Raw genomic sequence first — 16,262 nt, 5'->3', positions numbered from 1 at the left:
GGTCAGACTGAGGGGCAAGATGTCACGCAATTCCACATGCGATAGCCCTGTCCGAAACCGAGATACCGATGCCCATACTTACCCTTGACCAACTATCGAAGAGCTTTGGCGCCCTGAAGGTGGCCGACCAGATCTCGTTCGGGTTGGAACGAGGCGAAGCACTCGGCGTGATCGGCCCAAACGGCGCCGGCAAGTCGACGCTGTTCAACCTGATTACCGGGAATATCCGCGTCGATGCCGGTGCCATCCTGTTCGACGGCGCCGACGTGACGCGGCAACCGCCCATGGCGCGCTGTCTCGCAGGCATCGGCCGGACATTCCAGATTCCGCAACCCTTCGAAAGGCTGACGGTCTTCGAAAACCTGCTGGTCGCTGCTGCTTTCGGTTCCAGCAAGACGGAGCGCGAAGTCAGCGATCGGTGTGCTGACATTCTCGTCGAGACCGGGCTCTACCCGAAGGCCAACCAGCCAGCCGGGACGCTTGGTCTTCTGCAGCGTAAGCGTCTCGAGCTTGCCCGCGCACTCGCCACCGACCCAAAAATACTTCTGCTCGACGAGATCGCCGGCGGCTTGACTGAAGGCGAATGCCGGGAGCTGGTGGAGACGATCCGGGCAATTCATCGCCGGGGCGTCTCGATCATCTGGGTCGAGCATGTGCTGCATGCCGTGACCTCCATCGTCAGCCGCCTCGTCGTGCTGCATTTCGGCCGGGTGATCGGTATCGGTGATCCCGATACGATCATGGCGTCGAAGGAAGTGCGCGAAATCTATCTTGGGATCGAGGTCTGATGGCGCTGCTCGAAACCCATAGCCTGACGGCCTTCTATGGCGACCTCCAGGCGCTGTTCGGCATCGACATGAGCCTCGACGAGGGCGAGACTGTCGCCGTGATCGGGGCCAACGGGGCTGGTAAGTCGACGCTGCTGCGTTCAATCTCCGGCTTGATCCGCAACGCGCCCGGCCATATCCGCTTCGACGGTGGGGAGATCGGCGCCCTGTCCGCGCCCGATGTCGTGCAGCTTGGTATCGCCATGGTGCCGGAGGGCAGGCACCTGTTTCCATCGTTGTCGGTCGAGGAGAATCTGCTGATCGGTAAATATGGCCGCAGCGGTAATGGAGCCTGGACGCTCGATACCGTCTACGATCTCTTTCCCGTGCTGAAGGAGCGGCGGCACAATCCCGGCATGTCACTGTCGGGCGGGCAGCAGCAGATGGTGGCAATCGGCCGGGGGCTGATGTCCAATCCGCGCGTGCTGCTCTGTGACGAGGTCAGCCTCGGGCTTGCTCCCGTTGTGGTCAGGGACATTTATTCGGCCTTCCCGAAGATCCGTGCGACCGGTGCCTCCATCGTCATCATCGAGCAGGATATCGGCCAGGCACTGAAGGTGGCCGACCGCGTCTATTGCATGATGGAGGGACGGGTGACGCTGACGGGAACGCCGGCAGTGCTCAGCCGTGAGGACATCCACGCCGCCTATTTCGGAGCGCATAAGCGATGAGCTGGCTCGACACCATCGTCCAGGGCATCCTGCTCGGCGGTCTCTACGCCCTCTTCGCGGCCGGGCTGAGCCTCGTCTTCGGCATCATGCGGCTGGTCAATCTCGCTCATGGCGACCTGATCGTTCTCGCCGCCTTCCTGATACTACTTCTGGTTACTGCGCTCGGCCTCAATCCGTTCCTTGCCGCGCTCGTCGCGCTGCCCGTCATGTTCGCGCTTGGCTGGGCGCTGCAATATGTCGTGCTCAACCGCACGCTCGGCGACGATATCCTGCCGCCGCTGCTGGTCACCTTCGGCCTCTCGGTCGTCATCCAGAATGGCCTGCTCGAAGGTTTTTCCGCCGATAGTCGCCGCATCTCAGCCGGCATGCTGGAGACGGCCTCGCTGCAGATCGGCCCGGTCAGCATCGGCACGATGCCGCTATTGACTTTCGCCTCGGCCGTCGGCGTCATCGTCGCCCTCAATCTGCTGTTCTACCGCACGTCGCTCGGCCGCGCCTTTCGCGCCACATCTGACGACAGCGCCACGGCCGGGCTGATGGGCATCCGCGCCGAGCGCATCTTTGCCACGGCGACCGGGCTTGCCATGATGGTGGTGACGATCGCCGCGCTCTATCTCGGCACGCGGGCCAATTTCGATCCGACCATCGGGCCGGCACGCCTGATCTATGCCTTCGAAGCCGTCATCATCGGTGGGCTCGGTTCCTTCTGGGGCACTCTGGCCGGCGGCATCATCATCGGCGTGGCGCAGACGGCGGGTGCCGCGATCAATCCGGAATGGCAAATCCTTGCCGGCCATATCGCTTTCCTTCTGGTCCTGATCGTTCGCCCCCGCGGTCTTTTCCCTCGTGCGGTGGATTGAGATGACAGATCACGTTTCCTCCAACTGGACCGTCTCGACCCGCACGCGCAGTTCGTCGTTGTCGATGCTGCTGGTCTTCACCGTTGTCATTCTCGCCTTCGCGACGCCGCTCATCGCCTCGCGCGCCGTGATCCAGGACCTGTTCTTCATCCTCACCATGCTGGTGCTGGCGCAATGCTGGAACCTGCTCGCCGGCTATGCCGGCCTCGTCTCTGTGGGGCAGCAGGTCTTTGTCGGCTTCGGCGCCTATGCGATGTTCGCCGGCGTCAGCCTGCTCGGTATGGATCCGATGGCGGCAATAGTGCTCGGCGGACTTGCAGCGCTGGCGCTGTCGGTCCCGACCGCCTTCTTCGTCTTCCGCCTTCAGGGCGCTTATTTCGCGATCGGCACATGGGTCATCGCCGAGGTCGTGCGGCTCGCGCTCGCGCAATGGAAGGCGCTGGGCGGCGGCACGGGGACCTCGCTGCCCTCGGGCGCCACGCGCGACATGTTCGGCATCCGCTTCGTTGCCGATCTGCTCGGCGTTCGCGGTCCACAGGCAACCGATATCGTCTGCTACTGGCTGGCGCTGCTGCTCGCCGTCGCCGCGATCGGTTCGACCTACAAGCTGCTGCGATCCAAGCAGGGGCTCGGCCTTGCCGCGGTGCGCGACAACCGCGAGGCGGCGCGTTCGGTCGGCGTCGATCCGCTCCGGACCAGATGCTTCGTCTATCTGGTCGCGGCGCTGGCCACGGGCCTGACGGGCGCGCTGATCTATGTGCAGAAGGCGCGCATCTCGCCCGACGCCGCTTTCTCGGTTCCCGACTGGACAGCCTATGTGATCTTCATCGTCGTGATCGGTGGCATCGGTACGATCGAAGGGCCGATCGTCGGTGTGATCGTGTTCTATATCCTGCGGAACCTTATGGCCGATTACGGCTCCTGGTATCTGCTGATCCTCGGCCTGATCGGCATCCTGATCATGCTGCTTGCGCCGCGCGGCCTTTGGGGCCTGTTCACCGACCGCACCGGAATCCAGCTCTTTCCGGTCCGCCGTATCCTGGCGGACCGGACCAAAACCAAAGACGTCCGAGGGAGTGACCGATGGCTGATATCGAAACCAACGTATTGATTATTGGAACCGGCCCGGCGGGCTCTGCGACCGCGGCACTGCTTGCCACCTACGGCGTCGAGAACATGGTGATCAACCGCTACCGCTGGCTCGCCAACACGCCGCGTGCCCACATCACCAACCAGCGCGCCATGGAAGTGTTGCGCGATCTCGGCCGCGAGGTCGAGGCCGAAGCCTATCTCCACTGCAGTCCGCAGGAGATCATGGGCGAGAACGTGTTCTGCACCGCGATCGCCGGCGAGGAACTCGGACGGCTCAAGACCTGGGGCAATCATCCGAAGTCCAAGGCGGAGCATCTCCTGTCCTCGCCGACCGAGATGAACGACCTGCCGCAGACCTTCATGGAGCCGCTGCTGTTCAAGACCGCCTGTTCGCGCGGCACGCAGGCCAGGATGTCGACGGAATATGTGAGCCATGTGCAGGATGCCGAGGGTGTGACCACGACCTGCCGTGACCGGTTGACGGGCAAGGATTTCACCGTGCGCTCGAAATATCTGGTCGGCGCCGATGGCGGCAACTCGATGGTGGCGCAGCATATCGGCCTGCCTTTCGAGGGCAAGATGGGCGTGGCCGGCTCCATGAATATCCTGTTCAAAGCCGATCTTGCCCGCTATGTGGCCCATCGCCCCTCGGTGCTCTACTGGGTGCTGCAGCCCGGCTCGAATGTCGGCGGCATCGGCATGGGCCTGGTGCGGATGATCCGGCCCTGGAACGAGTGGCTGATCAACTGGGGTTACGACATCACTCAAGGCGTGCCGGATGTCGACAACGCCTTTGCAGAGGGCGTGGCCCGCGACCTGATCGGCGATTCCGATATCGACATCGAGGTCACTTCGGTCTCGACCTGGACGGTCAACAATTGTTACGCGGTGCGCGCCCACAAGGGAAGGGTGTTCTGCATGGGCGATGCGATCCACCGCCATCCGCCGTCGAATGGTCTCGGCTCCAATACCTCGATTCAGGACGGATTCAACCTCGCCTGGAAGCTCGCCATGGTCGTCAAGGGCCAGGCCGGTCCCGGCCTGCTCGAGACCTATACCGAGGAGCGCGCGCCGATCGCCAGGCAGATCGTCACGCGTGCCAACCAGTCGATCGAGGAATTCGGCCCAATCTTCGGCGCGCTCGGCCTGCTTGATTCCATCGATCCGGTGAAGATGCAGGAGAATATGGATCGCCGCTGCGACGACACGCCGACCGCCGAGAACCAGCGCGCGGCGCTGCGCGCGGCGATCGCCTTCAAGGTCTACGAGTTCGACGCCCATGGCGTCGAGATGAACCATCGCTACAAGTCGGCGGCGGTTGCAAGCGATGGCCGGCCCGAGCCCGCCTTTACGCAGGATCCGGAGCTGCATTTCGATCAGACGACCTGGCCCGGCGCCCGCCTGCCGCATGCCTGGCTGTTCGGCAACGGCGACAAGAAGGCCTCGACGCTCGATCTTTGCGGTCATGGCAAGTTCACCATCCTGACCGGCATCGGCGGCCGGGCCTGGGTCGATGCGGCCGAGACCCTGTCGGCCGAACTCGCTCTGCCGATCGCCACCCATATCATCGGGCCGCGGCAACAATGGCAGGACCATTACGGCGATTGGGCGCGAGCTCGCGAAGTCGGCGATGCCGGCGTCGTCCTGGTACGGCCCGACCATCACGTCGCCTGGCGCTCGGAAAGCCTGGCGGCCGATCCTGCCGGCGAACTCCGCCGCGTGTTGAAAACCATCCTGAACCGATGAGGTGAACATGGAAGCGCATGAGAAAGGCTATTTCACCGAGGAGAACTCGATCGAGGTCGTGACCGGCCGCAATGCCGGCGCCAAGGACGAGCGGCTGAAGCAGGTGATGGACGTCATCACCCGCAAGCTGCACGAGGCGGTGAAGGAACTGGAGCCGACGCAGGACGAATGGATGCAGGCCATCCTATTCCTCACCCGCACCGGCCAGATGTGCAACGAATGGCGGCAGGAATTCATCCTGCTGTCGGACGTGCTCGGCGTCTCGATGCTGGTCGATGCGATCAACAACCGCAAGCCCTCGGGTGCATCCGAGAGCACGGTGCTTGGACCTTTCCATGTCGCCGATGCGCCGGAACTACCGATGGGTGCCAATATCTGCCTGGACAGCAAGGGCGAGGACATGGTGATCAAGGGCCATATCCTCGACACCGAAGGCAAGCCGATCGCCAATGCGGTGATCGACGTATGGCAGGCCAATGACGAAGGATTTTATGACGTGCAGCAAAAGGGAATTCAGCCCGACTTCAACCTGCGCGGCATTTTCAGGACTGGCTCGGACGGCCACTATTGGTTCCGTGCCGTGAAGCCGAAATATTATCCGATCCCCGACGACGGCCCGGTCGGTCAGCTGCTCGGCAATCTCGGCCGCCATCCCTACCGCCCGGCGCATCTGCACTACATTATCAGCGCGGATGGTTTCGAGACGTTGACGACGCATATCTTCGATCCCGACGATCCCTACATCCATTCCGATGCCGTGTTCGGCGTCAAGGAAAGCCTGCTGGCGAAGTTCGACAAAGTGAACGACCCGGCGCGTGCCAGGTCCTACCAGTTCGCGGACGACTTCTGGGACGTGACGCACGATTTCGTATTGGCGCGGCGCAAAGGCACGTAAGAAGAAGCTTTAGCCCGGCCTCTCCGCTGCAGACTTGCGGTCGCCCATGAACGGTCCCCGTACCCATTGGATCGCCTTCTCGTGCTTCTCGACGGCGCGGCGAAGCTCCGAGAACTCTCGGCGCAAGTGGCCAAGAAACTTGCGGCCGGCGGGGTTCGAATAGGGCTTCTTCCGGGTCATGATACCCAGCACCCGTTCCGGCTGTGGAATATCGAGCGGGATGATGGTGATCTTGTTCTCGCCACGGATGGCATAGGCGACCGAGTGGGGTAGGATGGTGAGCGCATTGGTTCCCGCCAGATAATTCACCACGCTAAGCAGCGATCCGCCGGCATAACGCAGGCTCACTTCCTCGAGCCCCAGGGTCAGCAGGATATTGTGCAGGTCGAGCACCAGCGGCGAGCCGGGGAGGGGCGCGATCCAGGGATAGTTGATAATGTCCTCCGTCGCGACGCTGCGCTTGCGCACCAGGGGATGACCAGCACCGCAGGCCAGCACGTTGCGCGCAGGCAGGATCGGCTCGAAATGCAGGTCGGCGCGAAGATCGACGGAGCCGGTCGGCGTTACGGCAAGGTCGATCTGACCGGAATCCAGCTCACCGACGAGATCGGGATAGTTGCCATAGGACTGATGCACCATGATGCCTGGCTCGTCCCGCTGGAACGAGGCGATCATCTGCGAGACCACGGCATCCATGAAAAAGGGGACGCCGCCAATCCGGACCCTGCCCGACGATCCCGATTTGAAGCTCCGGATGATCTCTACGGCCTTGCGAGAGGAGGAGAGGATCGACTTGCCCTGCTGGCCGAGCTGCTCGCCGAGCGGAGTCGGCTGCATGGGTCGGCGGCCGGACGCGAAGAGTGGTTCGCCGATGCGTTTTTCCAGGACAGAGATGGTACGCGACACCGCCGACTGCGTCATTCCGAGCATGGCGGCGGCTTCGGTGACGCCGCCGGTTTCGATGACAGCGGCGAGTTGAACGAGGTGAGCTTCCACGATCTTCATAGCAATTTGCTATAGCCTGTATGAACAATGTCAATCAACAGGCAACTGGATCGGCTATAATCATGACGATCACGCGACGTCTGCCAAAAGCGCGTCCAGTGTGGCTTCGGATGAGAACGGCGGGGGAACCGCATCCGGATTGCTGGATTGATTTTGAGGGAGGACAACATGGCTCTTGTCAGCGGCTATCACCATCTGACGCTCTGCACCGACGGCGTGCAGGAGGATTACGATTTCTACACGAAGGTGCTGGGTCTCCATTCGGTCAAGCGAACCGTCTTGTTCGACGGCACGATCCCGGTTTATCATCTCTATTACGGCTCGCGGAACGGCGACGCCTCGACCATCATCACCACCTTTCCCTTCCGCAAGCCGGCTGTTTATGGTCGCCGCGGCACCAACCAATCCAAGATCATCCAGCAGGCCATTCCAGTCGGCTCGGCCAGCTACTGGGTTGACCGATTGAACGGCAAGGGCGTCGACGCCCAAAAGATTTCCCGCTTCGGCATCACCCGCATCGCTTTCAAGCACCCTTGCGGCATTCCACATGAACTGGTCGAGAGCCCCGCGGACAACCGCCCGTCGATCGTCAACGAAGCGCAGGGCGTTTCGGCCGCCCATGGGATCAAGGGTATCTATGGTGCCGCGATCGCCGTCTTCGACCGCACGTCGATGGACGACTTTCTCGGCGTCGGCATGTCGATGAAGAAGGAAGCCGATAGCGACGAGGGTCTGATGTTCTCCGTCCCGAATGCCGGCGGGCCGAACAGCATTGTCGAGGTACTGCAGGAGTCCACTGGCCCGCAGGGGACCTGGACGCTGGCGGGCGGCACGATCCACCATCTTGCGCTGAACACCGGCAACGAGGAAAACCAGCTCAAGCTCAAGGCCCATCTCGAAGGCCTCGGCTTTACGGATGTTTCCGACCAGAAGGACCGCAACTATTTCAAGTCCTGCTACGTCCGGTCGCCCGGCGGCGCGCTCTTCGAGATCGCATGGTCGGTTGAAGGTGGTTGGGCGCTCGATGAGCCGGCGGATAAAATCGGCACGACACTGGTCTTCCCGCCCTGGTTCGAAGACCGCAAGCAGGAACTTATCGCCGCCCTGGAACCTGCCAATTTCTGAGTTGGATCAATGTCGACCCACAACGCGCCACTCCTCCTCGGCGCGAACCCCGAGGAGGCCCTGGTTCATTGCATTTTCATCCATGGGCGAACACAGACGCCTGAGGACATGCAGGAACAGGTGATCTCAAAGCTCAAGACCAGGGGTGTGGCCTTCGTGCTGCCGCGCGCGCGCGGCAGCAGCTGGTATGACGCCCGCGCCACGGACGTTCTGACAGCCACGACCCGGAGCCAGGTCGAGCAATCCGTCGCTGAGGTCAGGGCGCTGGTTACCCGCCTTTCCGGCAGCAGGGATTATCCGAAGCCACTCATGATCGGCGGTTTCAGCCAAGGCGCCTGTCTGACCCTGGAATATGCCATGCAGCATGGACCGTGGAATGGTGCGATGGCGAACCTGACCGGCTGCCGCGTTGGCACGGCGAACTGCGATCGGCCTTTCGCCGATCTCGATCGCATGCCGACTTATCTGACTGGGTCCGACAAGGACCCATGGATCCCCATCGACGCCTTTGCCGATGCGGCCGCTACCTTGGCCCGGGCGCGTAGCCGGCTCAGCTGCGCCGTCATTCCCGACAGGGCTCACGAAGTGTCCCCATGCGAGATCGCAACGCTGGAGCAGATGCTTCTCGATCTTACCAGGCGGGAGTGGTGGTAGCATTCCGCATCGCGGAAGAGCCGTAGGCGATGCCGTCTATCAGAACATTAACAGTAACGCAATCTTGTCCGGATTTGGGATGAGCGCGAGACCAGAATGAGGTCGACGGACGCTCGAATCGACATGAAGGCAATGGATGCTCATCCAGTCCAACCAAAGTTGACCTTGTTCCAAGGATGACGGACGACCAGATATTGCCGGGTGCTACGGGCCGGCGCCGAAAAAGGCGAGCCGGGTCAGCGCCGTATAGTGCGATTCCGACACCATCAGAGCGACGAAGACAAGCACCAGAACCGGCGGAACCAGGATGGCGTAAATCAACGCCAGCCGTTCCCAGGCCATGTGCATGAAAACGGCGACGATCAGCCCCGCTTTCAGGATCATGAACAGCAGGATCAGAAACCATCTGAGATAACCCTGAATGCCGAGATAGTCGACGAGGTAGGAGAAGGTGCTGAGGACGAAAAGCAGTCCCCAAACCACCATGTAAAGCTTTATCGGATGCTGCTGCCCGGAATGTGCCTGCGCCTGTGCCATGATGCCATCCTCACCACAGATAGAAGAATGCAAAGATGAATACCCAGACCAGATCGACGAAGTGCCAGTACAGTCCCGTGATCTCGACGATCTCATAATTGCCCTTGCGGCTGGTGAAGAACCCCCGCCTTTCCTGATCGAAATCTCCCCGCCACACCTTGCGTGCCATGATCAGAAGAAAGAGGACTCCGATCGAGACATGGGTGCCGTGGAAGCCGGTGATCATGAAAAAGGACGAGCCGAATTGCGCCGCACCCCATGGGTTTTCCCAGGGGCGGACGCCTTCGGTGATCAGCTTGGTCCATTCGAATGCCTGCATGCCGACGAATGTCGCGCCGAGAGCCGCCGTCGCCAACATCAGTGCCGCGGTCTTGCGGCGGTCATGGCGGTATCCGAAGTTGACGGCCATGGCCATTGTGCCGCTGCTGCTGATGAGGACGAAGGTCATGATGGCGATCAGGATCAGCGGGATTTCCTGGCCCCCGATCTTAAGCGCGAAAACCTCGCTGGGATTGGGCCAGGGGACGTTGGTCGACATGCGCGCCGTCATATAGGCCAGCAAAAAACAGCCGAAAATGAAAGTATCGCTCAGGAGGAAGATCCACATCATCGCCTTGCCCCAGGAGACGTTCTTGAACGCCCGCTGGTCCGACGACAGGTCAGCCGCGACGCCGCGCAGTCCCACGGGCCGCAGGAGTGGATCGTGTACCGGTCTTTCGATGGATTCGGTCATCATCGAGGCTCCTCAACTGACCAATTGACGGCAGAGATCGACGAAACTATTTGCCCAGCCCGCGAAGAGCGAAAAAAGGATCAGCCAGACAACGAGCATGAAATGCCAATAGATGGCGCAGAGATCGACGCTCAGGCGGACTCTCGCCAGTGCGGGACTTGTCCGGGCGCGGATCGTCGTCCGTCCGAGCACGAAAAGCCCGCCCAGAATATGCAGGCCGTGCAGTCCGGTGATCATGTAGAAGAAGCTGTTCGATGGGTTGTCGGCGAGTACATAGCCTGCCGCGACCAGTTGCCGCCACGCGAGAACCTGTCCAGCCAGAAAGAGAACGCCCAGCGCGAGTGCCACTGTGAGAGCCGTGTTCAGCATCTCGCTGTGGTCGAGACGGGCTTCGGTTTTTGCCCATTGCAGCGCGACGCTGCTGGCGGCAAGGGCGGCCGTATTCACCCAAAGCAGCCGAGGTATCGGAATGCTCCACCAGTCGGCGCCGCCAAGGCGCGTAAGATAGGCGCTGATGAGGAGCGCGAACAAGGCGCCGACGACGGCGAGAAAAATGCCGAGACCGACTTTTGCCGTGGTCGCCGATGACCCCCGCATCTCCGGCGCATCGCCTGCAAGGCCCGCTTCCAGCCAAGGCTTCGAGGTCAGCCGCTGCCGCGCCATCCACCAGGCGATGATGCCGGCGATCCCAGCCATGAAAATGAGAATGGCGCTCATGACAACGCCCTTTCGGACGGTCCGCTTGAGGCCGGCTGGTTCTGCGGCAGGAAGTCCTGATCCGCTCCGGGGACACTGTAATCATACGGCCAGCGGTAGACGATCGGCAGCTCCTTGCCCCAATTTCCGTGAACTGGCGGCGTTTGCGGCGTCTGCCATTCCAATGTCGTTGCCCGCCATGGATTGCCGCCCGCCTGCCGGCCCCAGCGAAGGCTCCAGGCGAGATTGAACAGGAACAGAAGCTGCGCGACACCGACGACCAGCGCGGCAACGGTGATGAACATGTTCAGCGTATGCGCCGACGGTGGAATGAAGGCCGTTTCGCCCAGCTCGTAATAGCGGCGCGGAACGCCCATCAGGCCAAGGTAGTGCATCGGGAAGAAGATCGCATAGGCGCCGAGAAAGGTGATCCAGAAGTGGATTTGGCCCATGGTCACGTTCAGCATGCGCCCCGTGACCTTCGGATACCAATGGTGGATCGCGCCGAAGATCACCAGGATCGGCGCGACCCCCATCACCATGTGGAAATGGGCAACCACGAACATGGTGTCGGACAGCGGCACGTCGACAACGACGTTACCGAGAAAGAGGCCGGTCAGCCCGCCATTGATGAAGGTGACGATGAAGGCCAGGGCAAACAGCATCGGCAATGTCAGATGGATATCGCCGCGCCAAAGCGTCAGCACCCAGTTGTAGACCTTGATCGCTGTCGGGATGGCGATGATCAACGTCGTGGTCGCGAAAAAGAACCCGAAATTCGGGTTCATGCCGCTGACATACATATGATGCGCCCACACGACGAAGCTTAAGGCCGCAATGATGACGATCGCCCAGACCATCATCCGGTAACCGAAGATGTTCTTGCGCGCATGGGTGCTGATCAGATCCGAGACGATGCCGAAGGCAGGAAGAGCGACGATATAGACCTCCGGATGGCCGAAGAACCAGAACAGATGCTGGAAAAGGATGGGGCTGCCGCCTCCTTGCTGCAACTGCTGGCCCATCTCGACGATGGCGGGCATGAAGAAGCTGGTGCCGAGCAAACGGTCGAACAGCATCATGACGGCGGCGACGAAAAGTGCCGGGAAGGCAAGCAGCGCCATGACGGTTGCGGTAAATATGCCCCATACAGTCAAGGGCATTCGCATCAGCGTCATCCCACGTGTGCGTCCCTGCAGCACCGTGACGACGTAGTTCAGCCCGCCCATGGTAAAGCCGATGATGAACAGGATCAGCGATGACAGCATCAGGATGATGCCCCAGTCGCGCCCTCCCGGCGTACCCGACAGAAGAGCCTGCGGCGGATAGAGCGTCCAGCCGGCGCCCGTCGGCCCGCCCGGCGCGAAGAAGCCGACGACCAGCACGATGACCGCAAGCAGATAAAGCCAGTAGCTCAGCATGTTCGCATAGGGAAACACCATGTCGCGCGCGCCGAGCATCAGGGGGATCAGATAGTTGCCGAAACCGCCGAGGAACAGCGCCGTCAAGAGGTAGATCACCATGATCATGCCATGCATGGTGATGAACTGATAATAATGTTCCGCGTCGATGAAGGAGAAATAGCCGGGAAAGCCGAGTTGTAGCCGCATCAGCCAGGACAGCACCAACGCCACCATGCCGATCGAGATGGCGGTTAGAGAATATTGGATGGCGATGATCTTGGCATCCTGGCTGAAGACATATCTCGTCCACCAGCTTTTCGGGTGATAAAGCTCCATATCCTCGACTTCAGCAGGCCGCATGACCTGCTCGGTGCCGGAACCAATCTCGACCATATTCCTTCCTCCCTGTTCCCTGCGATGCGGCCTTCCTCCTCAGCTGCGCATGGCACTTACTTTTGCGCCGACGCCACCGATTTCGAGAACGTCGGCTGTTGCTGCAGCCAGGCTTGATAGGCAGTCTCGGTATCGACGATGACGGTACCGCGCATCTGCGGATGGCCGACGCCGCATAATTCCGCGCACAGAACTTCGAAGGTTCCCGTCCGTGTCGGCGTGAACCAATAATAAGTCACCGTGCCGGGAATCATGTCCATCTTGGCCCGAAATTCCGGTACGTAGAAATCATGCAGAACGTCGATCGAGCGCAGAAGCATTTTGACCGGCTTGCCGGCGGGTATATGCAACTCGCCACCTTCGATGATGACATCGTCCAATCCGGCGGGATCGTCCTTGATCAAACCGAGCGGATTATCCGGGGCCACATCGCGCGTATTCGCCCGCCCGAGCCGCCCGTCTGCTCCCGGCAGCCGGAAGCTCCATTGCCATTGCTGAGCGACGACTTCGACCTGGCTCGCATCGGGCGGCACTGTGACGAATTGTTTCCACACGAAGAGGCCCGGCGCGAGCATCGCCGCCACACCGATTGCGGTTCCGCCGGCAAGCCACCATTCCAGCCGCTTGTTTTCGGGCTGGTAGGCCGCCTGGTTCCCAGGGCGATGCCTGAAGCGGAGGACGCAATAGGCGATGAACAATACGACCGCAGTGAAAACCACGCCGGTGATCCAGAACGTGATGGTGATCGTGTTGTCGATATAGCTCCAATTCGACGCAATCGGCGTCCACCACCATGGGCTGAGCAGGTGGAATGCGATCGATCCCACCACCAGCAGAACGAGAATCAATACGACAGCCATCGTCTCCTCCTGACCAGGCCGCGAACGTTTCTACAATCTCATCGCGAAACGTTTTAGTATTATCTCATGAACAAATCACCCGGGCAATTGCGGCAAAAGTAGTGGTTCATCCAGCGCAACCGCATGAAGTACACCAATGCCGCGGCCCGATGGGCATCTCGCTATTTGGAGTATTGCTTCAAATAGGCGATCAGATTGGTAATCTCGGTATCGTCCTTCAGTCCGACGAAGGTCATTTTCGTGCCCTTCACCTTCGCCTTGGGGTCGTGCAGATAGTCGCGAAGCGACGTCTCGTTCCAAACGAGGCCGCCCTTGCCCGCCTCCTGCATGGCCGGGGAATAGGCAAAATTCGGGTGTGTTCCGGCCGTTCTGCCGAAAAGACCGTTCAGCGAGGGGCCGATCTTGTTCTGATCCGTTTCGGCCACATGGCAGATGGCGCATTTCTTGAAAACGGTGGCCCCTGCCGTGACGTCACCTTCCTGTGCAAAGGCGACAAGCGGTAAAGCAACGGCGGGAAGCAGACAGATCGGAAGAAAACGGTAAGGCATGGCAATCCTCTTTCTCTCCATCGCTATTCCAATCTATACGTGAAACCGCAACCGATGGTCATAAATCTACCAAATCTTGTTGCCCTTGTCGCCTATTCCTTAAATTAGGCATTCGTCATTCCTCGCGTCCGAGCAATCGGCGATTTTCGACCCGGACATCTTGAAAACTATGCCCGCCCATGGCGATGGAGTCTTGCCATCGAGCGTCGCGTTGTCGGTTTTGATTGAGGAACACCGAACCGGGGCTTCCAAGCAGTCTGGAGTGCTTAGAAGCGGACATAGAGGTCTGAGCCGCCAGCATTGATTCACATGAATGCCAGCAGCGCTCACGATCCAGTATCACTCATGACCAAGCCTATTCCAAAGCTTGGACTGACGCCAGTTGGACAGTTGCTAGATACCGCCGCCGGATGCGGCGGTTCTAGCTGATATCGGGTTCGTGTCCGTACCTAAGCGTTGGCGTGTGGATGATGAACATCCCAGACTACCCACAGTGATGCAGCCGCAACGAGCACGCCGAGAACGGTGTCCGTCCACATCGCGCTTGCATTGGTAGCAAAACCGAGCAGCCAGGGAGATGCAATCAGCCACAGACCGAGTGCCAGATTGACCCATTCCTCCCATTCAGCAAATACTGAAAGCGCCGCGACCGCAAACACGCCCAATAGGGCGGCGACGATCCATGCGTTCCAGCTGGGCATCATCTCAGCCGTGAAACCGAAGATCCACGGGGAGACAAACAAGCACGCCGCAAGGAGCAGATTTACCCCATCCAGCGTTCTTTTTCTTTCCATCAGAGTGATTGCCATAACAACCTCCTCCCAATAAGAAGCCTAACGATGGCTACATCCAGCGTGAACTTCACGCCTAAGTATATAGGTAGTTACTATAGTTTCTAATTCAAGATAACGCGTGAGCGATGCTTCCGTCGTTATGTCTAAAATTTCCGCTGGTAATGAATGATGTTGTCTTCCAGCTCTGCTTTCAGGGAGCGAAAAGATTTCCAATCCATCGCCAGGCGATCGATTTCTCGGATGGTCAGATCCGGATGGCAAATATGGAGATGTGGAGCAATCAGCCGCTTTGCCGACGATGAGATGCCGAGAAAGGCTCGATGGATGAAGCGGCAAGAGACCATAGATTTAGCCGCTCTGGATGATGCTGATCGCTGAATTTTGGATGAACACCATCTTCAGCATCCGTTCTGGACACGAGGCCTAGAAAGGAGCCGTTCAACCGCGGTCACATCCGCATCGAAGGAGGGGTCAAAATGATCCGCACGTCCATTATCCGCACTCTTCTTGCCGCCGCCGTCGGCGCTATTGTCATTACCCCGGCAATGGCCAACGATGTACGCATCGAACAGTTTGGCTGGCAGAACTCTGCCGGCGGCGCGCAGAACGGCCATAAGAACCGCGTTCGATTTTATCAGGATGGACGCTACAATACCGCCACCGGCCAGCAATACGGCAATCGCAACCTGTCGGCCGTCGGGCAAGAGGGCAGCAACAACTACGGAGCCACCTATCAGTACGGCAGCCGCAATGTGGCCGGCATCGGACAGTTCGGCTCAAATCACACCGCTATTCTAACGCAGGATGGCAACGGCAACATCGCGGCGGGCGTCCAGGTCGGGCGCGGTTGCAACGCCGATGTGAGCCAAGGCGGCAGCGGGAATGTCGCCGCGTTCGTCCAGACCTGCCCTTGACCTTTGCGCGACGGGCCGGGGCCTTATGGTTCCCGGCCTCGATCTTTGCCACGACAAGGAGGCAATACATGGTTAACTCGGGCAGACGCTTTCCCATCACTGTAGCGATGACGCTCGCCGGACTGATCGCCGCCGGCGCGAGTGCGGCCGTTCTCGACGCCGGTAGCTCCGGCACGGCGCCAATTCGCTGTGAAATTCGCGACAAGGTTCAAGGCGATACAATAGTCTTGGAGCCGCTTGTGCATTCCGACAGGGAAATAAGCGGCACCTACAGTATCAGCGTATCCGGCGGAGGCGAGGGAGGTTCATCGAACGTCCAGCAGGGCGGTGAATTTTCAGCGATGGCTGGCCGCACGACGTCGCTCGGTCGAATAAGTGTCAGTGCGGGCGGTGCCCTTTACGATGTGAAGCTCAAGGTGACGGCGGATGGCGCGAACGTCAGCTGCACCAAACAGGTGGCAGGCACGTTCTAAAAGATATTCTAGGAAAGGTGCGTAAGCGGCTTTCCC

At 60.2% G+C, this 16,262-nt stretch carries 18 protein-coding genes; 10 read left to right on the top strand and 8 right to left on the bottom strand.

Annotated elements, in window-relative coordinates; translation table 11 throughout:
- Nucleotides 1-68: 68 nt before the first annotated feature.
- Genes ACPYOP_RS01875 through ACPYOP_RS01850 form a run of 6 tightly spaced genes read left to right on the top strand, consistent with a single transcriptional unit; the run spans nt 69 to nt 6,091 of the window.
- The gene (locus tag ACPYOP_RS01875; protein ID WP_481408692.1) at nt 69-788 is read left to right on the top strand and encodes an ABC transporter ATP-binding protein; all 720 of its coding nucleotides are present in this window, start codon (nt 69-71) and stop codon (nt 786-788) included.
- The gene (locus tag ACPYOP_RS01870) at nt 788-1,498 is read left to right on the top strand and encodes an ABC transporter ATP-binding protein (protein WP_481408691.1); all 711 of its coding nucleotides are present in this window, start codon (nt 788-790) and stop codon (nt 1,496-1,498) included. Before ACPYOP_RS01875 ends, ACPYOP_RS01870 begins: the two co-directional genes overlap by 1 nt.
- Nucleotides 1,495-2,358 carry a branched-chain amino acid ABC transporter permease gene (locus ACPYOP_RS01865; RefSeq protein WP_481408690.1) on the top strand — a complete coding sequence of 288 codons (864 nt, stop codon included), beginning with the start codon at nt 1,495-1,497 and terminating at the stop codon, nt 2,356-2,358. Before ACPYOP_RS01870 ends, ACPYOP_RS01865 begins: the two co-directional genes overlap by 4 nt.
- Nucleotide 2,359: 1 nt before the next feature.
- Entirely contained in the window at nt 2,360-3,469 is a 1,110-nt protein-coding gene (locus ACPYOP_RS01860; RefSeq protein WP_481408689.1) for a branched-chain amino acid ABC transporter permease, read from the top strand.
- On the top strand, nt 3,442-5,196 hold the full coding sequence (locus ACPYOP_RS01855) for an FAD-dependent oxidoreductase (protein WP_481408688.1): 1,755 nt from the start codon (nt 3,442-3,444) through the stop codon (nt 5,194-5,196). The genes ACPYOP_RS01860 and ACPYOP_RS01855 overlap by 28 nt, the downstream gene beginning before the upstream one ends.
- 7 nt (nt 5,197-5,203) lie before the next feature.
- Nucleotides 5,204-6,091 (top strand): intradiol ring-cleavage dioxygenase, encoded by an 888-nt coding sequence (locus tag ACPYOP_RS01850; RefSeq protein ID WP_481408687.1) that lies wholly within the window; start codon nt 5,204-5,206, stop codon nt 6,089-6,091.
- A gap of 9 nt (nt 6,092-6,100) precedes the next feature.
- Here the strand turns inward: ACPYOP_RS01850 and ACPYOP_RS01845 are convergent, their stop codons facing one another.
- A complete protein-coding gene (locus tag ACPYOP_RS01845; protein WP_481408686.1) occupies nt 6,101-7,096 on the bottom strand; it encodes a LysR family transcriptional regulator in 996 nt (331 codons plus the stop codon).
- Between the two features lie 168 nt (nt 7,097-7,264).
- Here ACPYOP_RS01845 and ACPYOP_RS01840 point away from each other — a divergent pair, with 168 nt between their 5' ends.
- Nucleotides 7,265-8,221: a VOC family protein gene (locus tag ACPYOP_RS01840; protein ID WP_481408685.1), complete on the top strand. Its 957-nt coding sequence runs from the start codon at nt 7,265-7,267 to the stop codon at nt 8,219-8,221.
- 9 nt (nt 8,222-8,230) lie between these two features.
- Nucleotides 8,231-8,875 (top strand): alpha/beta hydrolase, encoded by a 645-nt coding sequence (locus ACPYOP_RS01835; protein ID WP_481408684.1) that lies wholly within the window; start codon nt 8,231-8,233, stop codon nt 8,873-8,875.
- Between the two features lie 204 nt (nt 8,876-9,079).
- Here ACPYOP_RS01835 and ACPYOP_RS01830 read toward each other — a convergent pair whose 3' ends face one another.
- The 7 genes from ACPYOP_RS01830 to ACPYOP_RS01800 form a co-directional block, all read right to left on the bottom strand.
- Nucleotides 9,080-9,412 (bottom strand): cytochrome C oxidase subunit IV family protein, encoded by a 333-nt coding sequence (locus ACPYOP_RS01830; RefSeq protein WP_481408683.1) that lies wholly within the window; start codon nt 9,410-9,412, stop codon nt 9,080-9,082.
- Nucleotides 9,413-9,422: 10 nt separating this feature from the next.
- Entirely contained in the window at nt 9,423-10,145 is a 723-nt protein-coding gene (locus ACPYOP_RS01825; RefSeq protein ID WP_481408682.1) for a heme-copper oxidase subunit III family protein, read from the bottom strand.
- A 12-nt stretch (nt 10,146-10,157) separates the two neighbouring features.
- The gene (locus tag ACPYOP_RS01820; protein WP_481408681.1) at nt 10,158-10,862 is read right to left on the bottom strand and encodes a cytochrome c oxidase subunit 3; all 705 of its coding nucleotides are present in this window, start codon (nt 10,860-10,862) and stop codon (nt 10,158-10,160) included.
- Nucleotides 10,859-12,637, bottom strand: coding sequence for a cbb3-type cytochrome c oxidase subunit I (locus ACPYOP_RS01815; protein ID WP_481408680.1), 1,779 nt, complete (start codon nt 12,635-12,637; stop codon nt 10,859-10,861). The genes ACPYOP_RS01820 and ACPYOP_RS01815 overlap by 4 nt, the downstream gene beginning before the upstream one ends.
- Nucleotides 12,638-12,693: 56 nt before the next feature.
- A complete protein-coding gene (locus tag ACPYOP_RS01810) occupies nt 12,694-13,497 on the bottom strand; it encodes a cytochrome c oxidase subunit II (protein WP_481408679.1) in 804 nt (267 codons plus the stop codon).
- 161 nt (nt 13,498-13,658) lie between these two features.
- Nucleotides 13,659-14,045 (bottom strand): c-type cytochrome, encoded by a 387-nt coding sequence (locus ACPYOP_RS01805; RefSeq protein WP_481408678.1) that lies wholly within the window; start codon nt 14,043-14,045, stop codon nt 13,659-13,661.
- A 449-nt stretch (nt 14,046-14,494) separates the two neighbouring features.
- Nucleotides 14,495-14,854 (bottom strand): SPW repeat protein, encoded by a 360-nt coding sequence (locus ACPYOP_RS01800; protein ID WP_481408677.1) that lies wholly within the window; start codon nt 14,852-14,854, stop codon nt 14,495-14,497.
- Nucleotides 14,855-15,315: 461 nt separating this feature from the next.
- On the opposite strand from ACPYOP_RS01800, the gene ACPYOP_RS01795 reads away from it, so the two are divergent.
- Together ACPYOP_RS01795 and csgH are read left to right on the top strand one after the other, a co-directional pair.
- Nucleotides 15,316-15,753, top strand: a complete 438-nt coding sequence (locus ACPYOP_RS01795) for a curlin (protein ID WP_481408676.1) — start codon at nt 15,316-15,318, stop codon at nt 15,751-15,753.
- 68 nt (nt 15,754-15,821) lie between these two features.
- Entirely contained in the window at nt 15,822-16,226 is a 405-nt protein-coding gene (gene csgH / locus ACPYOP_RS01790) for a curli-like amyloid fiber formation chaperone CsgH (RefSeq protein WP_481408675.1), read from the top strand.
- Nucleotides 16,227-16,262 lie beyond the last annotated feature (36 nt).

The organism is Rhizobium sp. KNZ2-6A, assembly GCF_056755475.1.
The sequence above is the reverse complement of the archived record's forward strand: the minus strand, read 5'-3'. Positions and strand labels throughout refer to the sequence as shown.

What these genes read in the sequence shown, in the direction of transcription:
- ACPYOP_RS01815 (WP_481408680.1), bottom strand. Translation starts at nt 12,637, where the DNA reads ATGGTCGAGATTGGTTCCGGCACCGAGCAGGTCATGCGGCCTGCTGAA.
- ACPYOP_RS01840 (WP_481408685.1), top strand. Translation starts at nt 7,265, where the DNA reads ATGGCTCTTGTCAGCGGCTATCACCATCTGACGCTCTGCACCGACGGC.
- ACPYOP_RS01865 (WP_481408690.1), top strand. Translation starts at nt 1,495, where the DNA reads ATGAGCTGGCTCGACACCATCGTCCAGGGCATCCTGCTCGGCGGTCTC.
- ACPYOP_RS01810 (WP_481408679.1), bottom strand. Translation starts at nt 13,497, where the DNA reads ATGGCTGTCGTATTGATTCTCGTTCTGCTGGTGGTGGGATCGATCGCA.
- ACPYOP_RS01795 (WP_481408676.1), top strand. Translation starts at nt 15,316, where the DNA reads ATGATCCGCACGTCCATTATCCGCACTCTTCTTGCCGCCGCCGTCGGC.
- ACPYOP_RS01820 (WP_481408681.1), bottom strand. Translation starts at nt 10,862, where the DNA reads ATGAGCGCCATTCTCATTTTCATGGCTGGGATCGCCGGCATCATCGCC.
- ACPYOP_RS01870 (WP_481408691.1), top strand. Translation starts at nt 788, where the DNA reads ATGGCGCTGCTCGAAACCCATAGCCTGACGGCCTTCTATGGCGACCTC.
- ACPYOP_RS01805 (WP_481408678.1), bottom strand. Translation starts at nt 14,045, where the DNA reads ATGCCTTACCGTTTTCTTCCGATCTGTCTGCTTCCCGCCGTTGCTTTA.
- ACPYOP_RS01835 (WP_481408684.1), top strand. Translation starts at nt 8,231, where the DNA reads ATGTCGACCCACAACGCGCCACTCCTCCTCGGCGCGAACCCCGAGGAG.
- ACPYOP_RS01860 (WP_481408689.1), top strand. Translation starts at nt 2,360, where the DNA reads ATGACAGATCACGTTTCCTCCAACTGGACCGTCTCGACCCGCACGCGC.
- ACPYOP_RS01875 (WP_481408692.1), top strand. Translation starts at nt 69, where the DNA reads ATGCCCATACTTACCCTTGACCAACTATCGAAGAGCTTTGGCGCCCTG.
- ACPYOP_RS01850 (WP_481408687.1), top strand. Translation starts at nt 5,204, where the DNA reads ATGGAAGCGCATGAGAAAGGCTATTTCACCGAGGAGAACTCGATCGAG.
- ACPYOP_RS01825 (WP_481408682.1), bottom strand. Translation starts at nt 10,145, where the DNA reads ATGACCGAATCCATCGAAAGACCGGTACACGATCCACTCCTGCGGCCC.
- ACPYOP_RS01830 (WP_481408683.1), bottom strand. Translation starts at nt 9,412, where the DNA reads ATGGCACAGGCGCAGGCACATTCCGGGCAGCAGCATCCGATAAAGCTT.
- ACPYOP_RS01800 (WP_481408677.1), bottom strand. Translation starts at nt 14,854, where the DNA reads ATGGCAATCACTCTGATGGAAAGAAAAAGAACGCTGGATGGGGTAAAT.
- ACPYOP_RS01845 (WP_481408686.1), bottom strand. Translation starts at nt 7,096, where the DNA reads ATGAAGATCGTGGAAGCTCACCTCGTTCAACTCGCCGCTGTCATCGAA.
- csgH (WP_481408675.1), top strand. Translation starts at nt 15,822, where the DNA reads ATGGTTAACTCGGGCAGACGCTTTCCCATCACTGTAGCGATGACGCTC.
- ACPYOP_RS01855 (WP_481408688.1), top strand. Translation starts at nt 3,442, where the DNA reads ATGGCTGATATCGAAACCAACGTATTGATTATTGGAACCGGCCCGGCG.